The organism is Rhabdochromatium marinum, from assembly GCF_016583795.1.
Classification (GTDB): Bacteria; Pseudomonadota; Gammaproteobacteria; order Chromatiales; family Chromatiaceae; genus Rhabdochromatium; species Rhabdochromatium marinum.
Map to the genome: position 1 here is coordinate 70838 of NZ_NRRS01000001.1, position 18914 is coordinate 89751.

The following is an 18914-nucleotide window of genomic DNA, read 5'->3' on the forward strand; positions in this document are numbered from 1 at the left end:
TCCATCACGGGAATCAGTGTCCGGCATCCGAGGCTTTGGACCAGCCACTGGCCACACCGGGGTCGGGATTGGCCAGAATGCGCTCACCGGCGCGCAGGCCACTGAGGATGGTCACGCCACCCTCGCTGGAGGTATCGCCGACGCGCACCAGACGTAATTGCGGGCGGCCCTGCTCATTGAGCACATAGACGCCGGGCAGGCTGCCGTTGTAACGAATGGCGGTCGCCGGCACGATGGGATTGGCGCGAGCCGGTGCGTTGAAATCCGGCACCAGCACGGTGGCATACATTCCCGGCTCCGAGGTGCCCTGCGGCAGGTCGAATTTGACCTTGATGGTGTGGCGCTGTGGATCAGCCATCGGGAAAATCTGCGCAATGCGCACCGGCAGATTGCGCGAAACCATGGCGCGCTGCCCGGCCGGGCTGCTGTTGGCACGGGTATCGAGCTCCGCACGCAGCATCATGCCCTCGCGCAGACCCGAGCGCAGCCGCGCCGGCACATCGACTTCCACCTGCAAGTATTCCATGTCAGCAAACTTCACCAGCGGCTGTCCGGGCTGCACCGTGTCGCCCACCTCAACCAGCTTGCTGACAATCACACCGTCGAAGGGCGCGACGGAACGCGCGTCACGCAATTTGGAATCGAGTGCCCGCAGCTCGGCCTGCAAGCGCATCATCTGGTGGTGGGCCTCGCGTACCTGAGTGCGGGAGGCAAACAAATCGGCCGACTGTTCGGTGTCTTTGTCACGCTCGCCCATGAAGTCTTCCATCGGGCGGGTGAACATTTGATCGAACAGGTTCGGCATGCCCATGCCGCCGGGTGAGGCGTTCGAGCGCGGCGAATACAGCTCGCGGTTGTACTGCACACCGGCATTGCGGATCTGGGCATCGGCCGAGGCCATTTGCGCAAACAAGGCCTGACGCTTGGCCTCAAGTTCGCTGGTATCGATCGAGACCAGGGTTGTGTCTTTGTCGAAGGCATCGCCTTCGATACCGGCGATGAACTTGACGCGCCCCGGCATTTGCGCGGCAAAGGTCACCTCCTTGTAGGGCACCACGGTTCCACCAACCGAGACGGTCGGAAAGCCCTCGGCCTGACGTACAATGACAGACTCGTTGGAAGCAGTGGCTTGCTGCACCAACCCTGGCAGCACTAGGGCGGCCATCACACAGAAGTGAGTGACTGCTGATCGCACAGGTTTCGCTTTGAATCCCATCCGTTTGGCACCTGAAGATTAAGCTTGAAGAATGAAACAGAACGCCGGCCAAACCGCCATGCGGCACGGCAGTATCCTGAAAACTCCTTGAGAATTCAAGCCGAGTCAACAATTTGACGATGAAAATGAAAACATCCGGCCCCCGTCGCCGCAGGTGTCGCCAGACTACCTTCACTGCGGTAAAGCGTATAGTATCGGCATTCAAGCAACCAGGCTCGCAACCCATCGTTTAACGGAACCGAAGGAGAAGCCCCCATGCCTCTGGCGGTCGGATCAGAAAGCGTACAACAGCGCATCAGCGATCTCGAAGCTCACTTGGAGCAGGAAAATCCCATTCTGCTCAACGCGGTACAAGGCTTTCGGCGGCTCGACAGCGTCGCCTACGAGATGAACCTGCTGGAGACCAACAAGTCCTTCGCCAGTCAAATTCCCTGGTGGCCGCTGATTTCGATTCTCGGCACTTTTTCGGCGGGCAAGTCCACCTTCATCAACAACTATCTGGGTCAGGATATTCAGCGCACCGGCAACCAAGCGGTTGATGATCGCTTTACCGTGATGGTCTACAGCCCAGAAGAACAAAGCCATGCACTGCCGGGCGTCTCGCTCGACTCCGACCCACGTTTCCCCTTCTACCAGATGTCGCGCGAGATTGAGCGCGTCGCCGGTGGCGAGGGCAAGCGCATTGACGCCTATCTGCAACTGAAAACCTGCCGCAGCGAACGTCTGCGCGGCAAGATTCTGATTGACTCTCCCGGCTTTGATGCCGATGCCCAGCGCACCGCCATTCTCAGCCTCACCAACCACATGATGGATTTGTCCGATCTGGTGCTGGTGTTTTTTGATGCCCGTCATCCCGAGCCGGGCGCCATGCGCGATACCCTCAAGCATCTGGTGGCCAACACCATGGCGCGCACCGATTCGAGCAAGTTTCTCTACATCCTCAACCAAATGGACAGCGCCGCGCGCGAAGACAACCCCGAGGATGTGGTGGCCGCCTGGCTGCGCGCCCTGGGCGAAGTCGGCCTGACCACCGGGCGTTTCTATACCATCTACAGCCGCGAGGCGAGTTCGCCCATTACGGATCCGGTGCGACGCAAGCGCTTTGAGGAGAAACGCGACCGCGATCTCGATGACATCTACACGCGTATGGATCAGGTCGAAATCGAACGTGCCTATCGCATCGTCTCCACCCTGCGCAAAACCGCTACAGCCTTGAATGATGAAACCATTCCGCTGCTGAGTCAGGCCGTGGCCCGTTGGCGCACCCGCACCCTGCTGGCTGATGGCCTGATTGTGGTTGGCCTGGCGTTTGTTTTTCTGTTCTGGAGCATCGGCGCCGGTCACTGGCACGGGCTGCACTACCAGCCGGGCTGGCTCAAGTTGCTGGAAGATGTCGGCATCAGCTGGGGGCTTGAAGGACTCGAAATCGGCATGATTATCCTCCTGATCCTGGCCCATTTCGGCGTGCGCAAGCTGACGGTGTTAACCCTGCTGCCCGGCATCAAGAAAAAAGCCCTTGCCGCGCGCATGCCCGGTGATCCAGTCGGCGCCTTTCTGCGCAACACCCGCGACTGGCGCCCACTGATCACCGGCAAGCCGGTGGGCTGGAACAACTGGAGTGAGGGCCGCATCGCCAAGGTGCTGCACGACTGCGAGGCCTATGTGCAAAGTCTCAACGAACGCTTTACCAATCCCAAGGGCATCAAGGACCCTGCGACAGTCCTCAAGCCGCCGGTGGATGAGTAAGGAGCCGGCGATGAGCGATGGGCGATGACGCGGAGCAAAGCAAGATGACAGATTCCCGCATGGCGGCAAGCAGCCCCCCCGCACCTCAACAGGGGCCGGTGCGGGTGCCAGAACACCCGACATGGCCGACGTTGACGCCGCCGGAGAAGTCGGAGTTGATCGCGCACATTCGCGCGCAGCTGGCGCGGCACAAGGCCGTGCTGGTTGCCCATTACTACACCGATGGCGATCTTCAGGCGTTGGCTGAGGACACGGGCGGCCTGGTGGCCGATTCGCTTGAAATGGCGCGTTTTGGCACCACAACCGAGGCGGAAACCCTGATCGTCTGCGGCGTGCGCTTCATGGGCGAGACGGCCAAGATCCTGAATCCGGAAAAGCGCGTGCTGATGCCGGATCTGGCCGCCACCTGCTCACTCGACGAGGGCTGCCCAGCGCAGGACTTCAGCGCTTTCTGTGATGCTCATCCAGAGCGTCAGGTGGTGGTTTATGCCAATACCAGCGCAGCCGTCAAGGCGCGTGCTGATTGGGTGGTGACCTCCAGCATTGCCCTGCCGGTGGTCGAGCACCTGCATGCGCAAGGCGAGAAGATCCTCTGGGCACCCGATCGGCATCTTGGGCGCTATGTGCAGCGTGTCACTGGCGCTGATGTGCTGTTGTGGGATGGCGCCTGCGTGGTGCATGAGGAGTTTAAGGGCTTTGCGCTGGAGCGCGTGCGGCGTTTGCACCCGCAGGCGGCAGTGCTAGTTCATCCGGAATCCCCGGATGAAGTGGTTGAGCAGGCCGATGTGGTCGGTTCCACCACCCAGCTCATCCGTGCCGTTGTGGACAGGCCGCAGCAGGAGTTCATTGTTGCCACCGATGCCGGCATTTTCTGGAAAATGCAGCAACTGGCACCAAACAAAAAGCTGATTCCGGCCCCAACGGCTGGCGAGGGCGCCACCTGTGAGAGCTGCGCGCATTGCCCCTGGATGGCAATGAATGCCTTGCACAATCTTGCACAGGTGTTCGAGTCGCCGGAGCGGGAAATTCATATTCCCGAGGATATCCGCGTGCGCGCGGTTATCCCCATTCAGCGCATGCTGGATTTTGCCCGCGCGCGGGGCATTGGTGGGGCAGCGCCAGCAGCAGCCACGTCGGCTTGAAATCCGCTTGAGAGCGGCCCAAAACGCAAAAAACCGGGGATTGCTCCCCGGTTTGTTATGCGGTCAGTGAGCCGCTTTAGGCCGCTTTGGCGTGCTCGGCCTCAATGAAGCCACGCGGAGCCTCTGACTCGCCCTGATCGCGACGGATCGCGATCTTGCGCGGTTTCATGGCCTCGGGCACCTCGCGTTCGAGGTCGATATGCAGCAGGCCATTTTCCAAGCGGGCATCAACCACCTTCACATAATCGGCCAGCTGGAACTTGCGCTCGAAGCTGCGATTGGCAATGCCGCGATACAGGAATTGCCGATCCTTGGTTTCCTCGCGGCGCTGGCCGGTGACGCTCAGCACATTTTCCTTGACCTCAAGGCCCAGCTCGTCCTCGCTGAAGCCGGCAACGGCTAGGCTGATGCGGTAGTTGTTCTCACTTTCCAGCTCCACATTGTAGGGCGGATAACCACCCGGCTCGCTGCGATACGCGTTTTCGAGCGACGAGGCCAGACGGTCGAAGCCAATCATGGAACGGAACAGTGGTGAGAAGTCGAGTGTGGTCATGACATATCCTCCAAATGAGCAATACGTAACAGTTGTTGCCGCAGCCCCTGTATGGCGACTGCATGTTGTAAGTTAGTCGCGTGTTGGCACTCTGTCAAGGGGAGTGCTAAAAAATTTTTTGCCGGCCCGCAGGCCCGCGACAGAACAGCCCCGCTTCTGGTACTTTTTTCAGGCTTACCCCGGGGCGTCGGGGGAGCTTTGAGCCTTGGCGCTCAAGCGGTGCAATTCAATCCTGGGGATCGATATGGCGGAAACCATCGCCTGGCTGGCAAGTGCTTTTGTTTGTGGCCTGATTGCACGGCAACTGGGTTTGCCGCCCCTAGTCGGCTATCTGGTGGCCGGTTTTGGGCTGCAAGCCACCGGAGCCGAGGCAACCGAGCTGATTGATGTCTTGTCCGCGCTGGGGGTCACCCTGTTGCTGTTCAGCATCGGACTGAAACTGCGCCTGAGCAGCTTGGTGGCTCCTCATGTGTGGGGAGTGGCAAGCGCGCACATGCTGGTGTTTATTGCCGTGACCCTGCCCATTCTGCTGGGACTGGGTGCGCTGGGACTGCCCTATGTGAGCGAGATCACCCCCGCTGGCGCCCTGCTGGTCGCCTTTGCGCTGAGCTTTTCCAGCACGGTTTTCGCAGTCAAGGTGCTGGAGGACAAGGGTGAGATGGGGGCGCTCTATGGCACCATCGCCATTGGTATTCTGGTGATTCAGGATCTGGCCGCCGTGCTCTTTTTGGCCGCATCACTGGGCAAGACGCCCTCGCTGTGGGCGCTGGCACTGCTGGCGCTGTTGCCGTTGCGGCGCGTCATGCTGTGGTTGCTGGAAGGTGCTGGACACGGGGAGTTATTGCTGTTGTTTGGTGTCACTGTGGCGCTGGGCGGTGCCCAGGTGTTTGAGCTGGTGCACGTCAAGGGCGATCTCGGCGCCCTGCTGCTCGGTGTGTTGATTGCCTCGCACCCGAAAGCCGCTGAACTGTCCAAGACGCTGCTGGGACTCAAGGATCTGTTTTTGGTGGGCTTCTTTTTAAGTATCGGGCTGAGCGCGACACCCAGCGCCGATATGCTGCCGCTGGTGCTGGTGCTGATCGCACTGCTGCTAGCCAAGGGTTTTTTATTCGAGCAATGGCTGCTGGCCTTTCGGTTGCGCGCCCGCACGGCCCTGCTCTGCGGGCTGTCACTGGCCAGCTATAGCGAGTTCGGGCTGATCGTTGCCGCCGTGGCGGCCAAATCCGGCTGGCTGTCGGCCGACTGGCTGGCCATCATCGCCATTACACTGAGCCTGTCATTGATTCTAGCCTCGACGCTGAATGCCCGTTCGCACGATCTCTATGAACTGTTCAGCGCGCGCTTGCGCCGCCAGGAGCGCCAGCAGCGCATTCCGGTCGAACGCGAGATTGATCCAGGGCGCGCCAATGCCATGATCATCGGTATGGGCCAGGTGGGCGCGGGCGCCTATGATCGCCTGGTGCAGACGGCTGATATGCGCCCGGTGGGCATTGATGCCGATCCGGATACCGTTGCCCGTCACGCCGCCGGTGGGCGCCATGTGGTGCAGGGCAGTGCGACTGATGCGGATTTCTGGCAGCGCCTGCATCTGGACGATGGCCATGTCAAGCTGGTGCTGCTAGCCATGCCGCGCGTGTCTGAGAACCAGTTTGCGGCCGAGCACCTGCGCCAGGTCGGCTATACCGGCGTCATCGGGGCCATCGCCAAGTTTCGCGATGATGAACCCGCGCTGCGCGCCGCCGGCGTTGAGCAGGTGTTTAATCTGTATGCCGAGGCCGGTGCCGGACTTGCGCAGCATGTGTGCGCCACGCGAACAGCAGTCCGCCCGGCTTCGGGAGCGACCTGAGGCAACTGATGCCGGTGGGCAGGACGGCCGGGGCAGCAGCGGGGCGCGTCAGCTGCGACGCATTTGTTCGCGCAGCAGTTCGCCGAAAGTGCCAAGGCCGCTGTCCTTGCCGGTGGCGGCGCTCGGCTCCTTGCGGGGCTGCTGAGCCGAGACTTCGCTCGCAGTCAGTGCTTCGCCCTCGTTCACCAGCGCCAGGGCGATGCGGCGCCGCTCCGGATCAACCGACAGGATGCGCACCTCCACGGCCTGGCCGTTCTCCACCACTTCCTGCGGATGCGCAATGCGGCGGCCGGCACCCAGTTCGCTGATGTGAATCAGGCCATCAAGGCCGGCGCTCAGCTCAACAAAGGCACCGAAGGATTGCAGCCGGGAGATGGTGCCCGTGATGCGGGTGCCCACCGGGAACCGGCTGACCGCATCAGCCCAGGGATCCTTGGCCAGCGCGCGAATCGACAATGCGATCTTCTCCGGGCGCTTGGGGTTGTTGGTTTGTTCAATGCGCAGCACTTGGACTTCGACTTCCTGGCCCTGGGTGAGGATCTCCTCAGGATGCTTCACATGGCCAAAGGCCAATTCGCTGATATGCACCATGCCTTCGACGCCGCCGAGATCGACAAAGGCGCCGAACTCCTTGAGCTGGGTGACGGTGCCGGTCAGCACCGCGCCCACCTCCAGCCGGGCGCGGGTTTCCTCAGCCGCTGCGGCCTGAGCTTCTTCGAGCAGGGCGCGCCGTGAGACGACCAAGTCGAGCCGCCGGCCGCCGGAGTATTTGGTGATACGAAATTCATGGCGCTGACCGACCAGGGTTGAGAGGTCGTCGATAAAGCGCAGATCAATTTGCGAAGCCGGGCAGAAGGCGCGATGGCCAGCGATCTGCACTTCCACGCCGCCCTTAATCACGCCGGTAATCTGGCCTTCAATCGGCTGGCCACTGTTGTAGGCAGCTTCGAGTTCCTCGGCCCCATGCAGGGCACGGCCATGCCGCTGGCCAAGCAGCAGAGCACCGGTGTCAGGGTCAATACTGGTCACACGCGCCTGATAGGTGTCGCCAAGCTGCACGCTGAGACTGCCGTCCCCGGCGGTGACATTGGCGATGTCCATCAGGGCTTCCATCTTGCCACCGATGGAAATAAAGACCTGATCGGCATTGATGGCGACGATCTCGCCTTGCACCTGATCGCCCACCTTGGGTTGGGAGGGGGCACGCTGGCCTGCGGGTTCGCTCTCTTCAAGCAGAGCGGCAAAACTGGTCTCTTCGGTCATGTCCGGGTTGCCTGTCGCTGGGTGGCTGTGACCGAAAACGACCGTCACAGCCGGGGAAAGGGCGAATTGTACCGGGCTGACACCAGGCTTTCCTGTCTTTCTTGTCAGCGCAGGGCTTAGCCCAGTGCCGCAGCTGGGTTGAATTCGCGTTTCCTGCTACCAATTCCGTGGCACAACCCTATTAAATGATTTGCCAGTTTATCTGTGTGACAACGGAGTGAACCCATGTCCGACCTGACCAAAGAAGCCATCGAAGCCGCCATCAAGGCCTATACCGACCCCCATTTGGAGCGGGATCTTGTCTCGACCAAATTGGTCAAGGCCATTGAAATCGAAGGGGATCAGGTGAAGGTGCGGGTAACACTCGGTTTTCCGGCTCAGGGCGCCAAGGAGGCCATGGCTGCCGAGCTGCGCGAGCGCATTGAGGCCGTTGCCGGCGTCAGCGCCGCCCAAGTGGACATCGACTGGGAGATCAAGGCCCATTCGGTGCAAAAGTCGCTCAAGCCGATTGGCACAGTGAAAAATATCATCGCAGTTGCTTCCGGCAAGGGCGGTGTCGGCAAATCAACCACGGCGGTGAACCTGGCACTGGCGCTGGCGGCCGAAGGCGCCAAGGTTGGTATCCTGGATGCGGACATCTATGGTCCCTCGCAGCCGCGCATGCTCGGTATCACTGGCAAACCGGAGTCGCAGGACGGCAACAGCCTGGAGCCCATGACCAGCCACGGCCTGCAAGCGATGTCGATTGGTTTCCTGATTGATGAGGAAACACCGATGATTTGGCGCGGTCCCATGGTGACCCAGGCACTGGAGCAACTGTTAAACGATACCAACTGGGGCGATCTGGATTATCTGGTAATTGACCTGCCGCCCGGCACTGGCGATACCCAGCTGACCCTGGCGCAGAAGGTGCCAGTCTCCGGTGCCATCATTGTCACCACGCCGCAGGACATCGCCCTGCTGGATGCACGCAAAGGACTGAAAATGTTCCAGAAAGTTGAGGTGCCGGTTCTGGGTGTGGTGGAGAATATGAGCATCCACATTTGCAGCCAGTGCGGCCATGAAGAGCATATTTTTGGCGAAGGTGGCGGCGCTTCCATGTCCGAGCAGTATGGCGTGCGCTTGCTCGGCTCCCTGCCATTGGATATTCACATTCGCGAGGAGGCTGACAGCGGCAAACCGACGGTGGTCGCGCAACCTGAGTCGCGTATCGCGGAGATCTACCGCGAGATTGCGCGCAAAACCGCTGCCAAGTTGTCCTTGCAGGCGAAGGACTACGGCGCAAAGTTCCCGCGCATTGTGATTGAAAACAACTGATCTGGAGATCTAACGAATCTAACGAATCTGGCGGGGCTGATTGAATGGCGCCATGCATTCAATATTCAATCAGCCCCAACCCTGTGGATAGCCGACACATTCAGCACCAACCCCTGTGCCAGTCCTGGCGCTGGATCACCAGCCGATCTCGCGGTGGCGGCCATCGCAAAACGGCTTATTTTCGGAAGCTCCGCAGCGACACAAGGCGACTTTTTCTCCGGACCAAGCAACACGCCCACTGCCGGCAAGAATGTCGAAGTTGCCTTTCACCAGCAGCGGCCCGTGCTCAACCGGCTTGATCTCCAGCGGTCCGCCCCGATTTTTCAGGCCCGGTCCCCGGTCACCCACCGCGCCATAGTCACGAAAGCCAGCCTCGCGATGTGAATTGTCGCAATAGGGCTTGTTTTGCGACTGACCACAGCGACATAGAGCCGCGCGATACTTCAGCCCCGACTTATCCTCCGGCGCGCCCTCAATGTGCAAGTCACCAATGGCATAGAGAGGACCGTCCGCAACGACACCGATTTGATTCACGTCCGAGGCCTGTTCCGGCGTGCCCTGCTTGTCGGTATAACTGAGCGCACCGCTGGGACAGCGTTCCACAATGTCACGCACCTCATCTACAGTGCATTCATCCGGCACACACCAGGGCGAACGCCCTTTCTTAAACAAATCGCCGCTGGCGCGGCCGCATTCGGCGACACCAATGCAGAGGCTTTTATCAAAGCGTACATCGATCTTCTCACCAGGGAAATCGACAATGGATTCATCGGTCATGAGTTGCATCTCCAACGGAAGAACGCCTGATATTCAATCAGGAATAAAGCGCCCCAGCTCAGGCACCGCCAGGGCGGCGAACCCGCGCAGTCGCCGGTCACCATCGGACCAATCCTCCCAAGGCTGAATCGCCGTGGTCAGGCGCACCAGCGCCCCATCGGTGCGATTGCGGATCAGGGCATCCCAGAACAGGAACCACTTGACCGCATATTCATTGGTCAGCACCCGGCCGCGTTGCTGGAACCAATAATAAACCAGTTGCTTATCATCGCCGCGCTGAATCTTCAGCCGATTCACCCGTAACGGCTGCCCTGCCACAAAAAGCCCATCCAGAGTAATGCGCTGCAGATCCTCGATTTTCCAGCCGCCACCGGGAATGCAGGAGCGCGGCGAATGGGCCGATTCCCCCGCGCCCTGGGAATCGTAAAAGGCCGCGTAAAAATTCACCCGCCGATCCCCGCCGCCGATGAAATCGCCGATGAAATAATCGGTCAGATCCAGGCTCTTGAGAATATTGTCCTGCAAAATCTCCGGAGTGCCTTCCCACGGGCCGACTTCTTCAGGAAACACCGTCAGCGACTCACGCTCCAGCGGTTCCACTGGACGTGCTTGCAAAAAAGGCATGGTTATTGCTGTCAGCGCCAGCAGCGCCACAGCGGCCCAGAAAGGCTTGGGCACCGAACGCTCAGGCCGCACGAAATCCGCCGGCAAGGGGTCTGGCCAATCCAACGCCAAAGCGGCGCTAAAGGATCGATCCCCTTGAAAAAGACGGCTAAAGCGCACAAACAGCCAGACTTCCGCTAACAACAGCGCCGTACAGGCCATGAAAATGATCCAGCCCTCGAAATCGTGCAAAAAGCCCTCGGCGGCACCGATACCAAAATACTCCACCAGCAGTCCGGTCACCCCGATACGGAAGCTGTTCATCGCCACCGTGATGGGCACCGTGGAGACAAAGACGATGAGGCGCTGCCACCAGGGCGCCTTGAAGAAATAGGCGATCAGAAACCCGAAACTCATCAGCGGAAACAAATAGCGCAAGCCACTGCAAGCATCCACCACCTGCAACTGATAGCTACCCAGATCGATGACATTGCCTTCGAGAAACACCGAGATCCCGAACAAGCGGATGAACCAGACGCCGATTTCCGAGGACAGGAGTTGCAGACTTAGCGAAAGCTGGTTATGCAGGAACGGTGGGAAGGGGATCATGAACACCAGGTAGATCAACGGCACCCAGATGATCCGCATCGCCCCGAATCCGGCAAAGGCCCAGACCAGCCCCGTGAGCAAAAGAATCAGCGAGACATGCACCACCAGAAAAATGGTGCTGAGCTGGCCGATCAAGAGCAGCAAAAGTGCGGCGATAACGAGCCCGAGGCCAAACCAGGCGCCAGAAAAGCGCATCTGAGCCAGCGTCGGCCATTTTTGCCAGACCAGTAGCAAGCCGACTAAAGGGATAAAGTAGCCGTGGCTGTATTCTTCGCGGGAGTTCCAGTCTCTAAGCAGATCGGCGATGCCTGGCCAGTAAAGAATTCCGATGAGTAGAAATGGAATGCCGAGCGCGACTGCCAGAGTGACGAAAAAACGCTTTTCGTTCATTCCATTAGGGAAATGCGGCATAGCAAGCGCACCTTGGTTAATTGTATCGCTCAAACAATGCATCATAGGCCGCAAGCAGCTTCGGGGCCTCAAACTCCCAAGAGAGCTTTGTCTCCACCCTCCGACGTCCGAAATCCCCCATGCGCCGCCTCAGAGACGCATCCGCCAAGAGGTCGAGAATCTTGTCACCCAGATCGCGAATATCGTTCTTTCTCGCATATAGCGAGGCATCCTGCGCGGAGCAGCGTCCTTCCGTTAGATCGTATTGAACGATTGGCTTCGCGAGCGCCATGTATTCCATGATTTTATTCATGGTTGACTTGTCGTTCATCTCGTTCGCCACATCGGGGTTGACGCAGACATCCGCCGTGTTCAGCATTTCTAGCATGCCCTGATCGGGGACGCGACCGGTGAAGGTTACATAGTCTCCAAGAGCCAGTTGTTCTGCGAGAGCCTGCATCTCGTCTAGCTCTGTGCCGCCACCGACGAGTCCGAACTGAATATCTTCACGCCCCTTTTCGTGCACGATATAATGAACGGCCTTCAGGAGATGGTCAATGCCCTCCTGCTTCCCCATCACCCCGACATAGCCAACCAAATAAGTGCGGCCCCTCTTTAGCGCTGGCACCGGAGGGAGTACCCGCATGCGATCAAGCTTCGGACCGCTGCGCACGACAAACACCTTGTTCGGGTCCATCCGACCGCGCTCAATGGCAATGCGACGGTAGGACTCGTTCGTCGCAATCGACACATCTGCCGTTCTAAAGGTCCAGCGCTCCCAGGCCAGCATCACGCGGTACAGAAAATCTCTACGGCCAAACTTCGCTAGGTACAGCTCCGGATTGATGTCGTGATGGTCGAACAAAAATCCTTTGCCGAACAGCTTGAAGAATCCACCAATAAGGAAGATATTATCCGGCGGATTACAGGCGTGAATGACATCGAAGTTTCGCGTCAGAAGAACCCGGCAGGCAAGTACGAATTCCCAGAACAAGGCAACAGCATACTCGAAGGCATAACCCACCGGTCCCGCCGCCTCCAGCGGTAAATTATGGCGGTAGATGTGAATGCCTTCGATCACTTCGTATTTTGTTTCATAGCCCTTGCCGGTCGGGCAGATGATCGAAACACTGTAGCCCGCTTGATGCAATGTGGTGGCCTCCTGCCAGACGCGGCGATCGAAAGGTGAAGGCAGGTTCTCGACGATGACCAATACACGTCGCTGGCGGGGGCTCGATCCCTTGCGCATACCCAGCCTCTGGAGCATGGCTGTCACCAGCAGATGCCGTCATAGGTGGTCGCATCGCTGCGGGCGTCGCTGCTGACCCGCACCAGATCGACGACCACCTGACCGGGCTTGAGTTGATCAAGCACGCCTTTGAACTCATCCGAGCCATTGCCAATAATCAAGACCTCACCGTGATCGACAATGTCCGAGAGTTCCCGGACCATCAGCCTCGCGATATGGGGAATCCGGTTCAAAATATAGTCGCGATTCGCGCCGACCAGACGAGCAAGATTGACATTCTTGTCGTAGACCCTGATGTCGTACCCTTTTCCTAATAAGCGCTCGATCAATTCAACGACCGGGCTCTCGCGCAAGTCGTCGGTTCCCGCCTTAAACGAAAACCCCATGATGCCAATCTTCTTCTTGCCCTTGGCGACGACCATATCGATGGCCTTTTTGATCTGGAGCTCATTGCTCGGCATGATCGCATCCAGGATTGGAACCTGGATATCCATGGCTTTCGCTTTGTAAGTCAATGCGCGCACATCTTTCGGTAGGCAGGATCCCCCGAAGGCAAACCCAGGCTTCATGTAATAGGCTGACAGATTGAGCTTGGTATCTTGACAGAAGATGTCCATGAGCTGGTGGCCATCGATTTCTAGTGCTTTACAGATGTTCCCGATCTCGTTTGCGAAACCAACCTTGAGCGCGTGCCAGACATTGTCGGTATATTTCACCATCTCTGCCGTTTCAATATCCGTCCGAATTAGCGGCGCAGGCAGACCCGCATAGAGTTTGGCCAAGATATCCCCGCTTTGGGCATCCAATTCACCGATCACCGTCTTCGGCGGATGTTGGAAATCCCACACAGCGGAGCCTTCGCGCAGAAATTCAGGATTGTGGCAGACCCCAAAGCTTTCACCAGCGCGCTTGCCGGAATATTCCTCGAGGGTTGGGATGACGATCCGCCGCATGGTACCCGGCAGAATGGTGCTGCGAATGACCACCACATGAAAGCCACCCTTCTTGCCCAGTGACTCGCCAATTTGCTCGCAGACCGTCCGGACATGCGAGAGATCCAGACTACCGTTCAGTTGGCTCGGCGTCCCGACACAGATGATCGAGAGGTCGGTCTGTTCGACGGCTGCGGCGAAATCTGTCGTCGCGCTGAGCATACCCTTGTCGACCGAGTCGCTGATCAATGTCCCGATTTCCGCCTCGATCACTGGCGTCTGACCCGCATTGATCAACTTAACTTTGGTCACCGATGGATCGACCCCGATCACACGATGCCCATCGTAGGCCAGACAGCCGGCCGAAACGGCACCAACATAACCGAGTCCAAAGATGCCGATATGCATGCATTGCTCCCTATGAGCGATTTCAGAAAGACAACCCGATTTTACGCGGGGTCCGGGATCAAAACTCCCACCTAAGACAGGTCACCAAACGACGCTCACCCTGAATCTGCGTCCGCCACACCACGCTCATGGTCGGAACCTTCACATCGAAGCGTCTGGAGATCCAGCCAAGCGGCTTGGATTCGTCACCCCGATAGAGACAGAGCGAACCATCCGAGACACTGATCGTCAGCGCATGCCCATCCATCTGCGCAATCACTCCGCCATCGCATTCCTCGACGACACAATCCTCCGCGAAATGGAAAAAGCGCTCGATCTCATGCGCGCCCCGGCACTCCAGCCGATCCGTCACGATCAACTGATCGGTCACCTTATCAAACTGGAATTCCCGAGAATGGGTTACCGGGTCCTTCAGCCGCCGATAGCCGTCATGCATCCCAACGAAACGGTCCAGCGTCTCGCCGGGAACCCACTCCACACGGGAGGCCTTGGCCTTGCGCAGCCACATGAAATTCCCGCCGATCACCGACTGATCCAGGCCATCCACCCGGACCGTGTTATGCGCTGCAGTGGACCGGAAGTAATTCCGCCAGACCGGCTTCGTATGATAGGCATAGGTCCCCGGATCGACCAGGAACTCCCGTCCGCCCAATGAGAAAGTAAAGGCCAAGGCATCCGCATGACCATGCGCCGCAATGGAGAGATAGCCCAGAGGGCCGCAGTCGATGACGCTGCGAACCTCCCGATCAGTCTCGAAATCCTTCCCCAACACCAGGTAGCCGCCCTCTGGAAAGTCGCACCGTGAAGGCGGGGCAGGTTCGATCATCGGCACTGAATCGAAAGCGCTCTGCGCATCCTCGCCCAAGAGCCAACGCGTCTTGTCATCCAAGCGTCTCGCCTTGCGCTTGAAATCCGCTCGCTTGAAGAGAATGGCGCCCGTGGCCAGCAAGGAGCGATACGGGCAAAACTCCGGTGAGGGATCGAGGGTGACGACATAGCCATCGTCCGCATCCCCGATCATCGGCACATGGCCACCGGCATCCATGATTGCCGCAAGAAAATCGAGCATGGATTCCAGTCGCGTCCAGAAGGCTGCATCAAAGGGCTTCCCCGCAGCCTCCGACGCTCTCGCTGCAATGAAGAGAAAATCCCAGACAAACTGGAGGTAGCTAATCGCCTGCTCGCGATTCACGCCGTCGGGTGCGTTCTGACGCAAGGCTTCCTCCCGCAGGACCGACCGGGCGCGCTTACCCCAGGCCCCCATCTCGTCCCAGACGGGCCAGGTCGAAGCCGCGACAGCCACGCCCGCAGCCTCCCCGATGAGATGATTGTTTGCCGAGGAATACCGCGAGTAATGTCCCTGAATGAAGTGCGCGTGCTGATAAATTGACGTCAACCAGCGGTCACGGAGTGCCCGCCCCGCCGGTCCAGCCAACAGTGGCCCGTCCGCCCCCCCTGTCAACTGCCAGACAAACGACCAGTTGATCAGCCGAATCGCCAACTCAAGCGAGCTGGTCCAGTTTGGGCCTTTAGGGTAGGGGCATTGATCGAGCCACGAGGACAGTTGCTCGCGCAACCCGTCGAGATAACGCTGATCCCGGGTCAAACTCCATGCCTGCGCCAGATGAGTCAACTGTAGGTGACGATTAGGCTCCCAAAGATACTTGATGTCACCGACCAGCGACGGATCACGATAATTCAGAGTCTTGCCGAAAACCAGCGGTGCCAGAGTGCCCGTTTTTGGATCACGGTTCCAATTCGGGGGAAAGCCCAGTGCGACGCCCCGAAGCCCAAAAACATTGCAACGTCCAGCCAACACTCTTTCCGCTGCGGTGTGGTACCCGTCAACTTTAAAAACGCACGACAATTCCGTCAGCCAAGACCGACCAAACTGCCCGTTTGACTCTCCCGGCCGCACAACTCCAACGCCGTATCGCTCCCACTGGGCCATGGCGGAGCGGAAAAAACGATAGACAATCTCCAGGGCGCTCATGGCACGCAGGCGGTTCAGTCTCCACAGCAGTCCCTTCACCGACTCCACCCAACAACAGATATTAAAATTTTTGCTCGTCTATTCACGTTTATTTCCTGCCCATGAAATAGACGCTTGGGAACAGAAAGCGTCCCAGACCGCTGCTGATCAAGACTGAAACGACCGCCTTACGCCTCTGGTAGAGCCGGATGTAATAGTCTGACGTCACTTCATCGACTCTAGAAAAATGCCGCAGCAAGATTTCGTTCAGCTCCTTGGATGTGTAACCTGCATGCGCCCCCTGCTCGTTGCGGAACCGCCCAGTCAGGCGCATGCGCCAGTCGGCCCAGTTCCAAACAAACTTTTCACGCCAGGTCGAATTCCCGCCAACATAACCCACCAGACGTGCCCTGTTGGGCGTACCGATGCACCATACTCCCCCCTTCAATAAAACCCGGTGCATTTCCTCAAGGGCCTTATGATAGTCTGGGATATGCTCAAGCGCGTGATAGGAATAGACGATGTTGAAAACCCCATCGTCGAATTCCAGCGCCGTCGCATCGCCTGTCACCAGTCGTGCATATCGCACGGCCTCGGGGTCAAAGCACGGGTCGAGATCGAGACCGATCACGTCGGCGCCAAGGTCCTGGGCCAGCACGGCGGCTTCTATACCCCGACCGCAGCCCACAACCAGAATACGTGGGTGCTGAACGGTATTTTGAGCCGCGATCAGACCCGTTAACACAGATGCTCGCTGATTGGAAATGCTCATCGTTCCCACCTCGAATGCTGCCTCAAAAGAATCACCGGGAGGCAGTTAGTCTTAGAAGCTGTCTGAAAACCCAATTCCCCTTTCGATAAAGGGTCAAAGTCGCTGGAACACCGACCGATGCGTTACCAGTTCATGCGAATGACTCATGAATGTTCTGGCGCCGTGCGCCAAAGGGGAGTGACGATGAATCGACAAGGCTATCCTTCTGATGTCACCGATGCCCAGTGGGCGATCATTGCGCCCTTGCTGCCCAACCCCAACAAAGTTCCTGGCGGCCCCGGGCGTCCACCGGCGGACTTGCGCCTCATCGTCAATGGCATCTTCTACCAAGCCAAGGCGGGCTGTCAGTGGCGGCTGTTGCCGCACGAGTTTGGCCCGTGGCAAACGGTCTATGATTATTTCAATCGCTGGAGCCGCGACGGGGTGTGGGCTGAGGTCATGGAGGCGCTGCACCGCTTGGAGCGGGAACGTCAAGGGCGCGCACCCGAACCGATGACGGGGAGCATTGACAGCCAAAGCGTCAAATCGGCTACCCAAGGCAACGCAGTCGGTTTCGACGGTGGCAAGCAAACCAAGGGACGCAAGCGCCACCTCTTGGTCGACACCCTGGGCCTGATGCTCACGGTGGTGGTGATGGCGGCCAATGTCGGTGATCGGGCCGGCTTGAAACAACTGCTGCGTGGCTATTTTGACGGGGCCACGCGTTGGCTGCGCAAGATTTGGGTCGATGGGGGATACGATGGAGTGCCCCTCAAAGCCTGGCTGGCACGCGTGATCTCGCCGTCCATCGATCTGGATGTGGTTCAACGCCCGTCCTCTGGCTTCCATCTGGTCAAACGCCGCTGGGTCGTTGAACGCACGTTCTCCTGGTTGTTCAACGATCGGCGACATTCCAAGGACTATGAAGTGCTGACACGAAACAGCGAAGCCATGATTCAGGCCGCGATGATTCATCTGCTTGCTCGGCGCTTGGCGTAGGTCGTAAACGGGTTTTTAGACAGCTTCTTAGCTCACTCTGTCGTCCCCTGCTTTCCTGTCCTTTATTTCGAAGCGAGCAAGTCCGAATAGAGTCTCTCAAATTGCGGCACCACCACCTCAGTGGAAAATAAGCGCTCCGCTTTCAGTCTAGCCGCCTCCCCCATACGCCGTCTCAAATCCACGTCACCAAGCAGCATGCTGAGTCGTTCTACTAACATGTCGATGTCTCCCGGCTCAACCAGGTAGCCCTCAGTACCGTCGGATATCGCTTCCGGAATGCCACCTACCGACGTAGAAATAACAGGTAAGCCGTAGGCTATAGCTTCCAACACACTCATTGGAAGACCCTCGTGATACGAAGGCAGCACATAGACCGTTGCCTTCTCCATGAGTGCGCGCTTTTCCTTACCACTCACCCAGCCAGGCAAAACGAGTTGCACGTTAAGCCCCCGGTCTATAGCGCAACGGCGAGCACCATCGGAATCACCGTCGCCTGCCATCAGCAGTCGAATAGCGGGAAAGAGCCCTTGAAGACGAGCTACCGCTTCGATGAGATCGAACGCACCTTTATTTGCGCCTATCCTGCCTAAGAACAGCAGGGTTGCGCATTCATGCATCTCGAACGAGATGTGCCTTGGCAAAACCACCGGGTTATAAAAACTGACCACCTGTGCATCTGGAAAGACAGACAAAGCCCATTGCTTCCAAGCTTCGGCTAGCACAATAACCCGGGCGGACCTTTCAAACACAAATCGAATCAACCGGCGGACCGGCGTGGAGCTTTCCTTGGAATAAAAATCCCTAAACCCACCGCCATGCAAGTGCAGGATAACCGGAATGCGCAGCACAAAAGCTGGCAGTATAAATGTCAATTTACGCCAGAAGCTTGCGCGTGAAGCCATGTGGACATGCAACGCATCCGGCCGACTGACAAGAAATCGGCCAATGCAACGCAACCAGCCGCTGATAGCAGCGGTGAGTTTTGCGATCAGTTCACCATCACGGTGGGTAGCGATATATTCGATGCTTATGTGTTTGAATAGCCCACCTTCTCTCAGTACATTGACGACAGATGATACGCCTCCCTGGGTATTGAGGGTCGTTCCGATCATGATAATACGGGGGGTTATCATTGAGCCCT

Annotated in this window: 15 protein-coding genes; 5 read left to right on the plus strand and 10 right to left on the minus strand. The window is 58.4% G+C overall.

From position 1 onward, the window contains the following. Positions 1-13: 13 nt before the first annotated feature. The gene (locus CKO36_RS00345; RefSeq protein WP_200279004.1) at positions 14-1216 is read right to left on the minus strand and encodes an efflux RND transporter periplasmic adaptor subunit; all 1203 of its coding nucleotides are present in this window, start codon (positions 1214-1216) and stop codon (positions 14-16) included. A 255-nt stretch (positions 1217-1471) separates the two neighbouring features. Here CKO36_RS00345 and CKO36_RS00350 point away from each other — a divergent pair, with 255 nt between their 5' ends. Together CKO36_RS00350 and nadA are read left to right on the plus strand one after the other, a co-directional pair. After that, entirely contained in the window at positions 1472-2962 is a 1491-nt protein-coding gene (locus CKO36_RS00350; RefSeq protein ID WP_200279006.1) for a dynamin family protein, read from the plus strand. 44 nt (positions 2963-3006) lie between these two features. Then, complete coding sequence (gene nadA, locus CKO36_RS00355; RefSeq protein ID WP_242469285.1) at positions 3007-4104, plus strand: quinolinate synthase NadA; 1098 nt, start codon at positions 3007-3009, stop codon at positions 4102-4104. 76 nt (positions 4105-4180) lie between these two features. On the opposite strand, the gene CKO36_RS00360 is transcribed toward nadA, so the two are convergent. After that, positions 4181-4657 (minus strand): Hsp20 family protein, encoded by a 477-nt coding sequence (locus tag CKO36_RS00360; RefSeq protein WP_200279008.1) that lies wholly within the window; start codon positions 4655-4657, stop codon positions 4181-4183. 244 nt (positions 4658-4901) lie between these two features. Between CKO36_RS00360 and CKO36_RS00365 the strand changes: the two genes are divergently transcribed. After that, entirely contained in the window at positions 4902-6503 is a 1602-nt protein-coding gene (locus tag CKO36_RS00365) for a cation:proton antiporter family protein (RefSeq protein WP_200279010.1), read from the plus strand. A gap of 48 nt (positions 6504-6551) precedes the next feature. On the opposite strand, the gene rpsA is transcribed toward CKO36_RS00365, so the two are convergent. Beyond that, positions 6552-7766, minus strand: coding sequence for a 30S ribosomal protein S1 (rpsA, locus tag CKO36_RS00370; RefSeq protein ID WP_200279012.1), 1215 nt, complete (start codon positions 7764-7766; stop codon positions 6552-6554). 225 nt (positions 7767-7991) lie between these two features. Between rpsA and apbC the strand changes: the two genes are divergently transcribed. Beyond that, positions 7992-9083: an iron-sulfur cluster carrier protein ApbC gene (apbC, locus tag CKO36_RS00375; RefSeq protein ID WP_200279014.1), complete on the plus strand. Its 1092-nt coding sequence runs from the start codon at positions 7992-7994 to the stop codon at positions 9081-9083. A gap of 135 nt (positions 9084-9218) precedes the next feature. Here the strand turns inward: apbC and CKO36_RS00380 are convergent, their stop codons facing one another. From CKO36_RS00380 to CKO36_RS00405, 6 genes are read right to left on the minus strand one after another with little or no spacing between them, the layout of a single operon-like run. Next, positions 9219-9860 (minus strand): CDGSH iron-sulfur domain-containing protein, encoded by a 642-nt coding sequence (locus CKO36_RS00380; RefSeq protein ID WP_200279016.1) that lies wholly within the window; start codon positions 9858-9860, stop codon positions 9219-9221. 33 nt (positions 9861-9893) lie between these two features. After that, positions 9894-11462, minus strand: a complete 1569-nt coding sequence (xrtD, locus tag CKO36_RS00385; protein WP_200279018.1) for a VPLPA-CTERM-specific exosortase XrtD — start codon at positions 11460-11462, stop codon at positions 9894-9896. 37 nt (positions 11463-11499) lie between these two features. After that, a complete protein-coding gene (locus CKO36_RS00390) occupies positions 11500-12711 on the minus strand; it encodes a glycosyltransferase family 4 protein (protein WP_200279020.1) in 1212 nt (403 codons plus the stop codon). A gap of 23 nt (positions 12712-12734) precedes the next feature. Beyond that, positions 12735-14051 carry a nucleotide sugar dehydrogenase gene (locus tag CKO36_RS00395; protein WP_200279022.1) on the minus strand — a complete coding sequence of 439 codons (1317 nt, stop codon included), beginning with the start codon at positions 14049-14051 and terminating at the stop codon, positions 12735-12737. A 58-nt stretch (positions 14052-14109) separates the two neighbouring features. Next, positions 14110-16083 (minus strand): heparinase II/III domain-containing protein, encoded by a 1974-nt coding sequence (locus CKO36_RS00400; RefSeq protein WP_200279024.1) that lies wholly within the window; start codon positions 16081-16083, stop codon positions 14110-14112. 49 nt (positions 16084-16132) lie between these two features. Continuing rightward, a complete protein-coding gene (locus CKO36_RS00405; RefSeq protein WP_200279032.1) occupies positions 16133-16795 on the minus strand; it encodes a class I SAM-dependent methyltransferase in 663 nt (220 codons plus the stop codon). A gap of 138 nt (positions 16796-16933) precedes the next feature. Between CKO36_RS00405 and CKO36_RS00410 the strand changes: the two genes are divergently transcribed. Next, a complete protein-coding gene (locus tag CKO36_RS00410; protein ID WP_420826298.1) occupies positions 16934-17773 on the plus strand; it encodes an IS5 family transposase in 840 nt (279 codons plus the stop codon). A gap of 62 nt (positions 17774-17835) precedes the next feature. Here the strand turns inward: CKO36_RS00410 and CKO36_RS00415 are convergent, their stop codons facing one another. Continuing rightward, complete coding sequence (locus CKO36_RS00415; protein ID WP_200279036.1) at positions 17836-18906, minus strand: glycosyltransferase family 4 protein; 1071 nt, start codon at positions 18904-18906, stop codon at positions 17836-17838. Between the last annotated feature and the right edge of the window lie 8 nt (positions 18907-18914).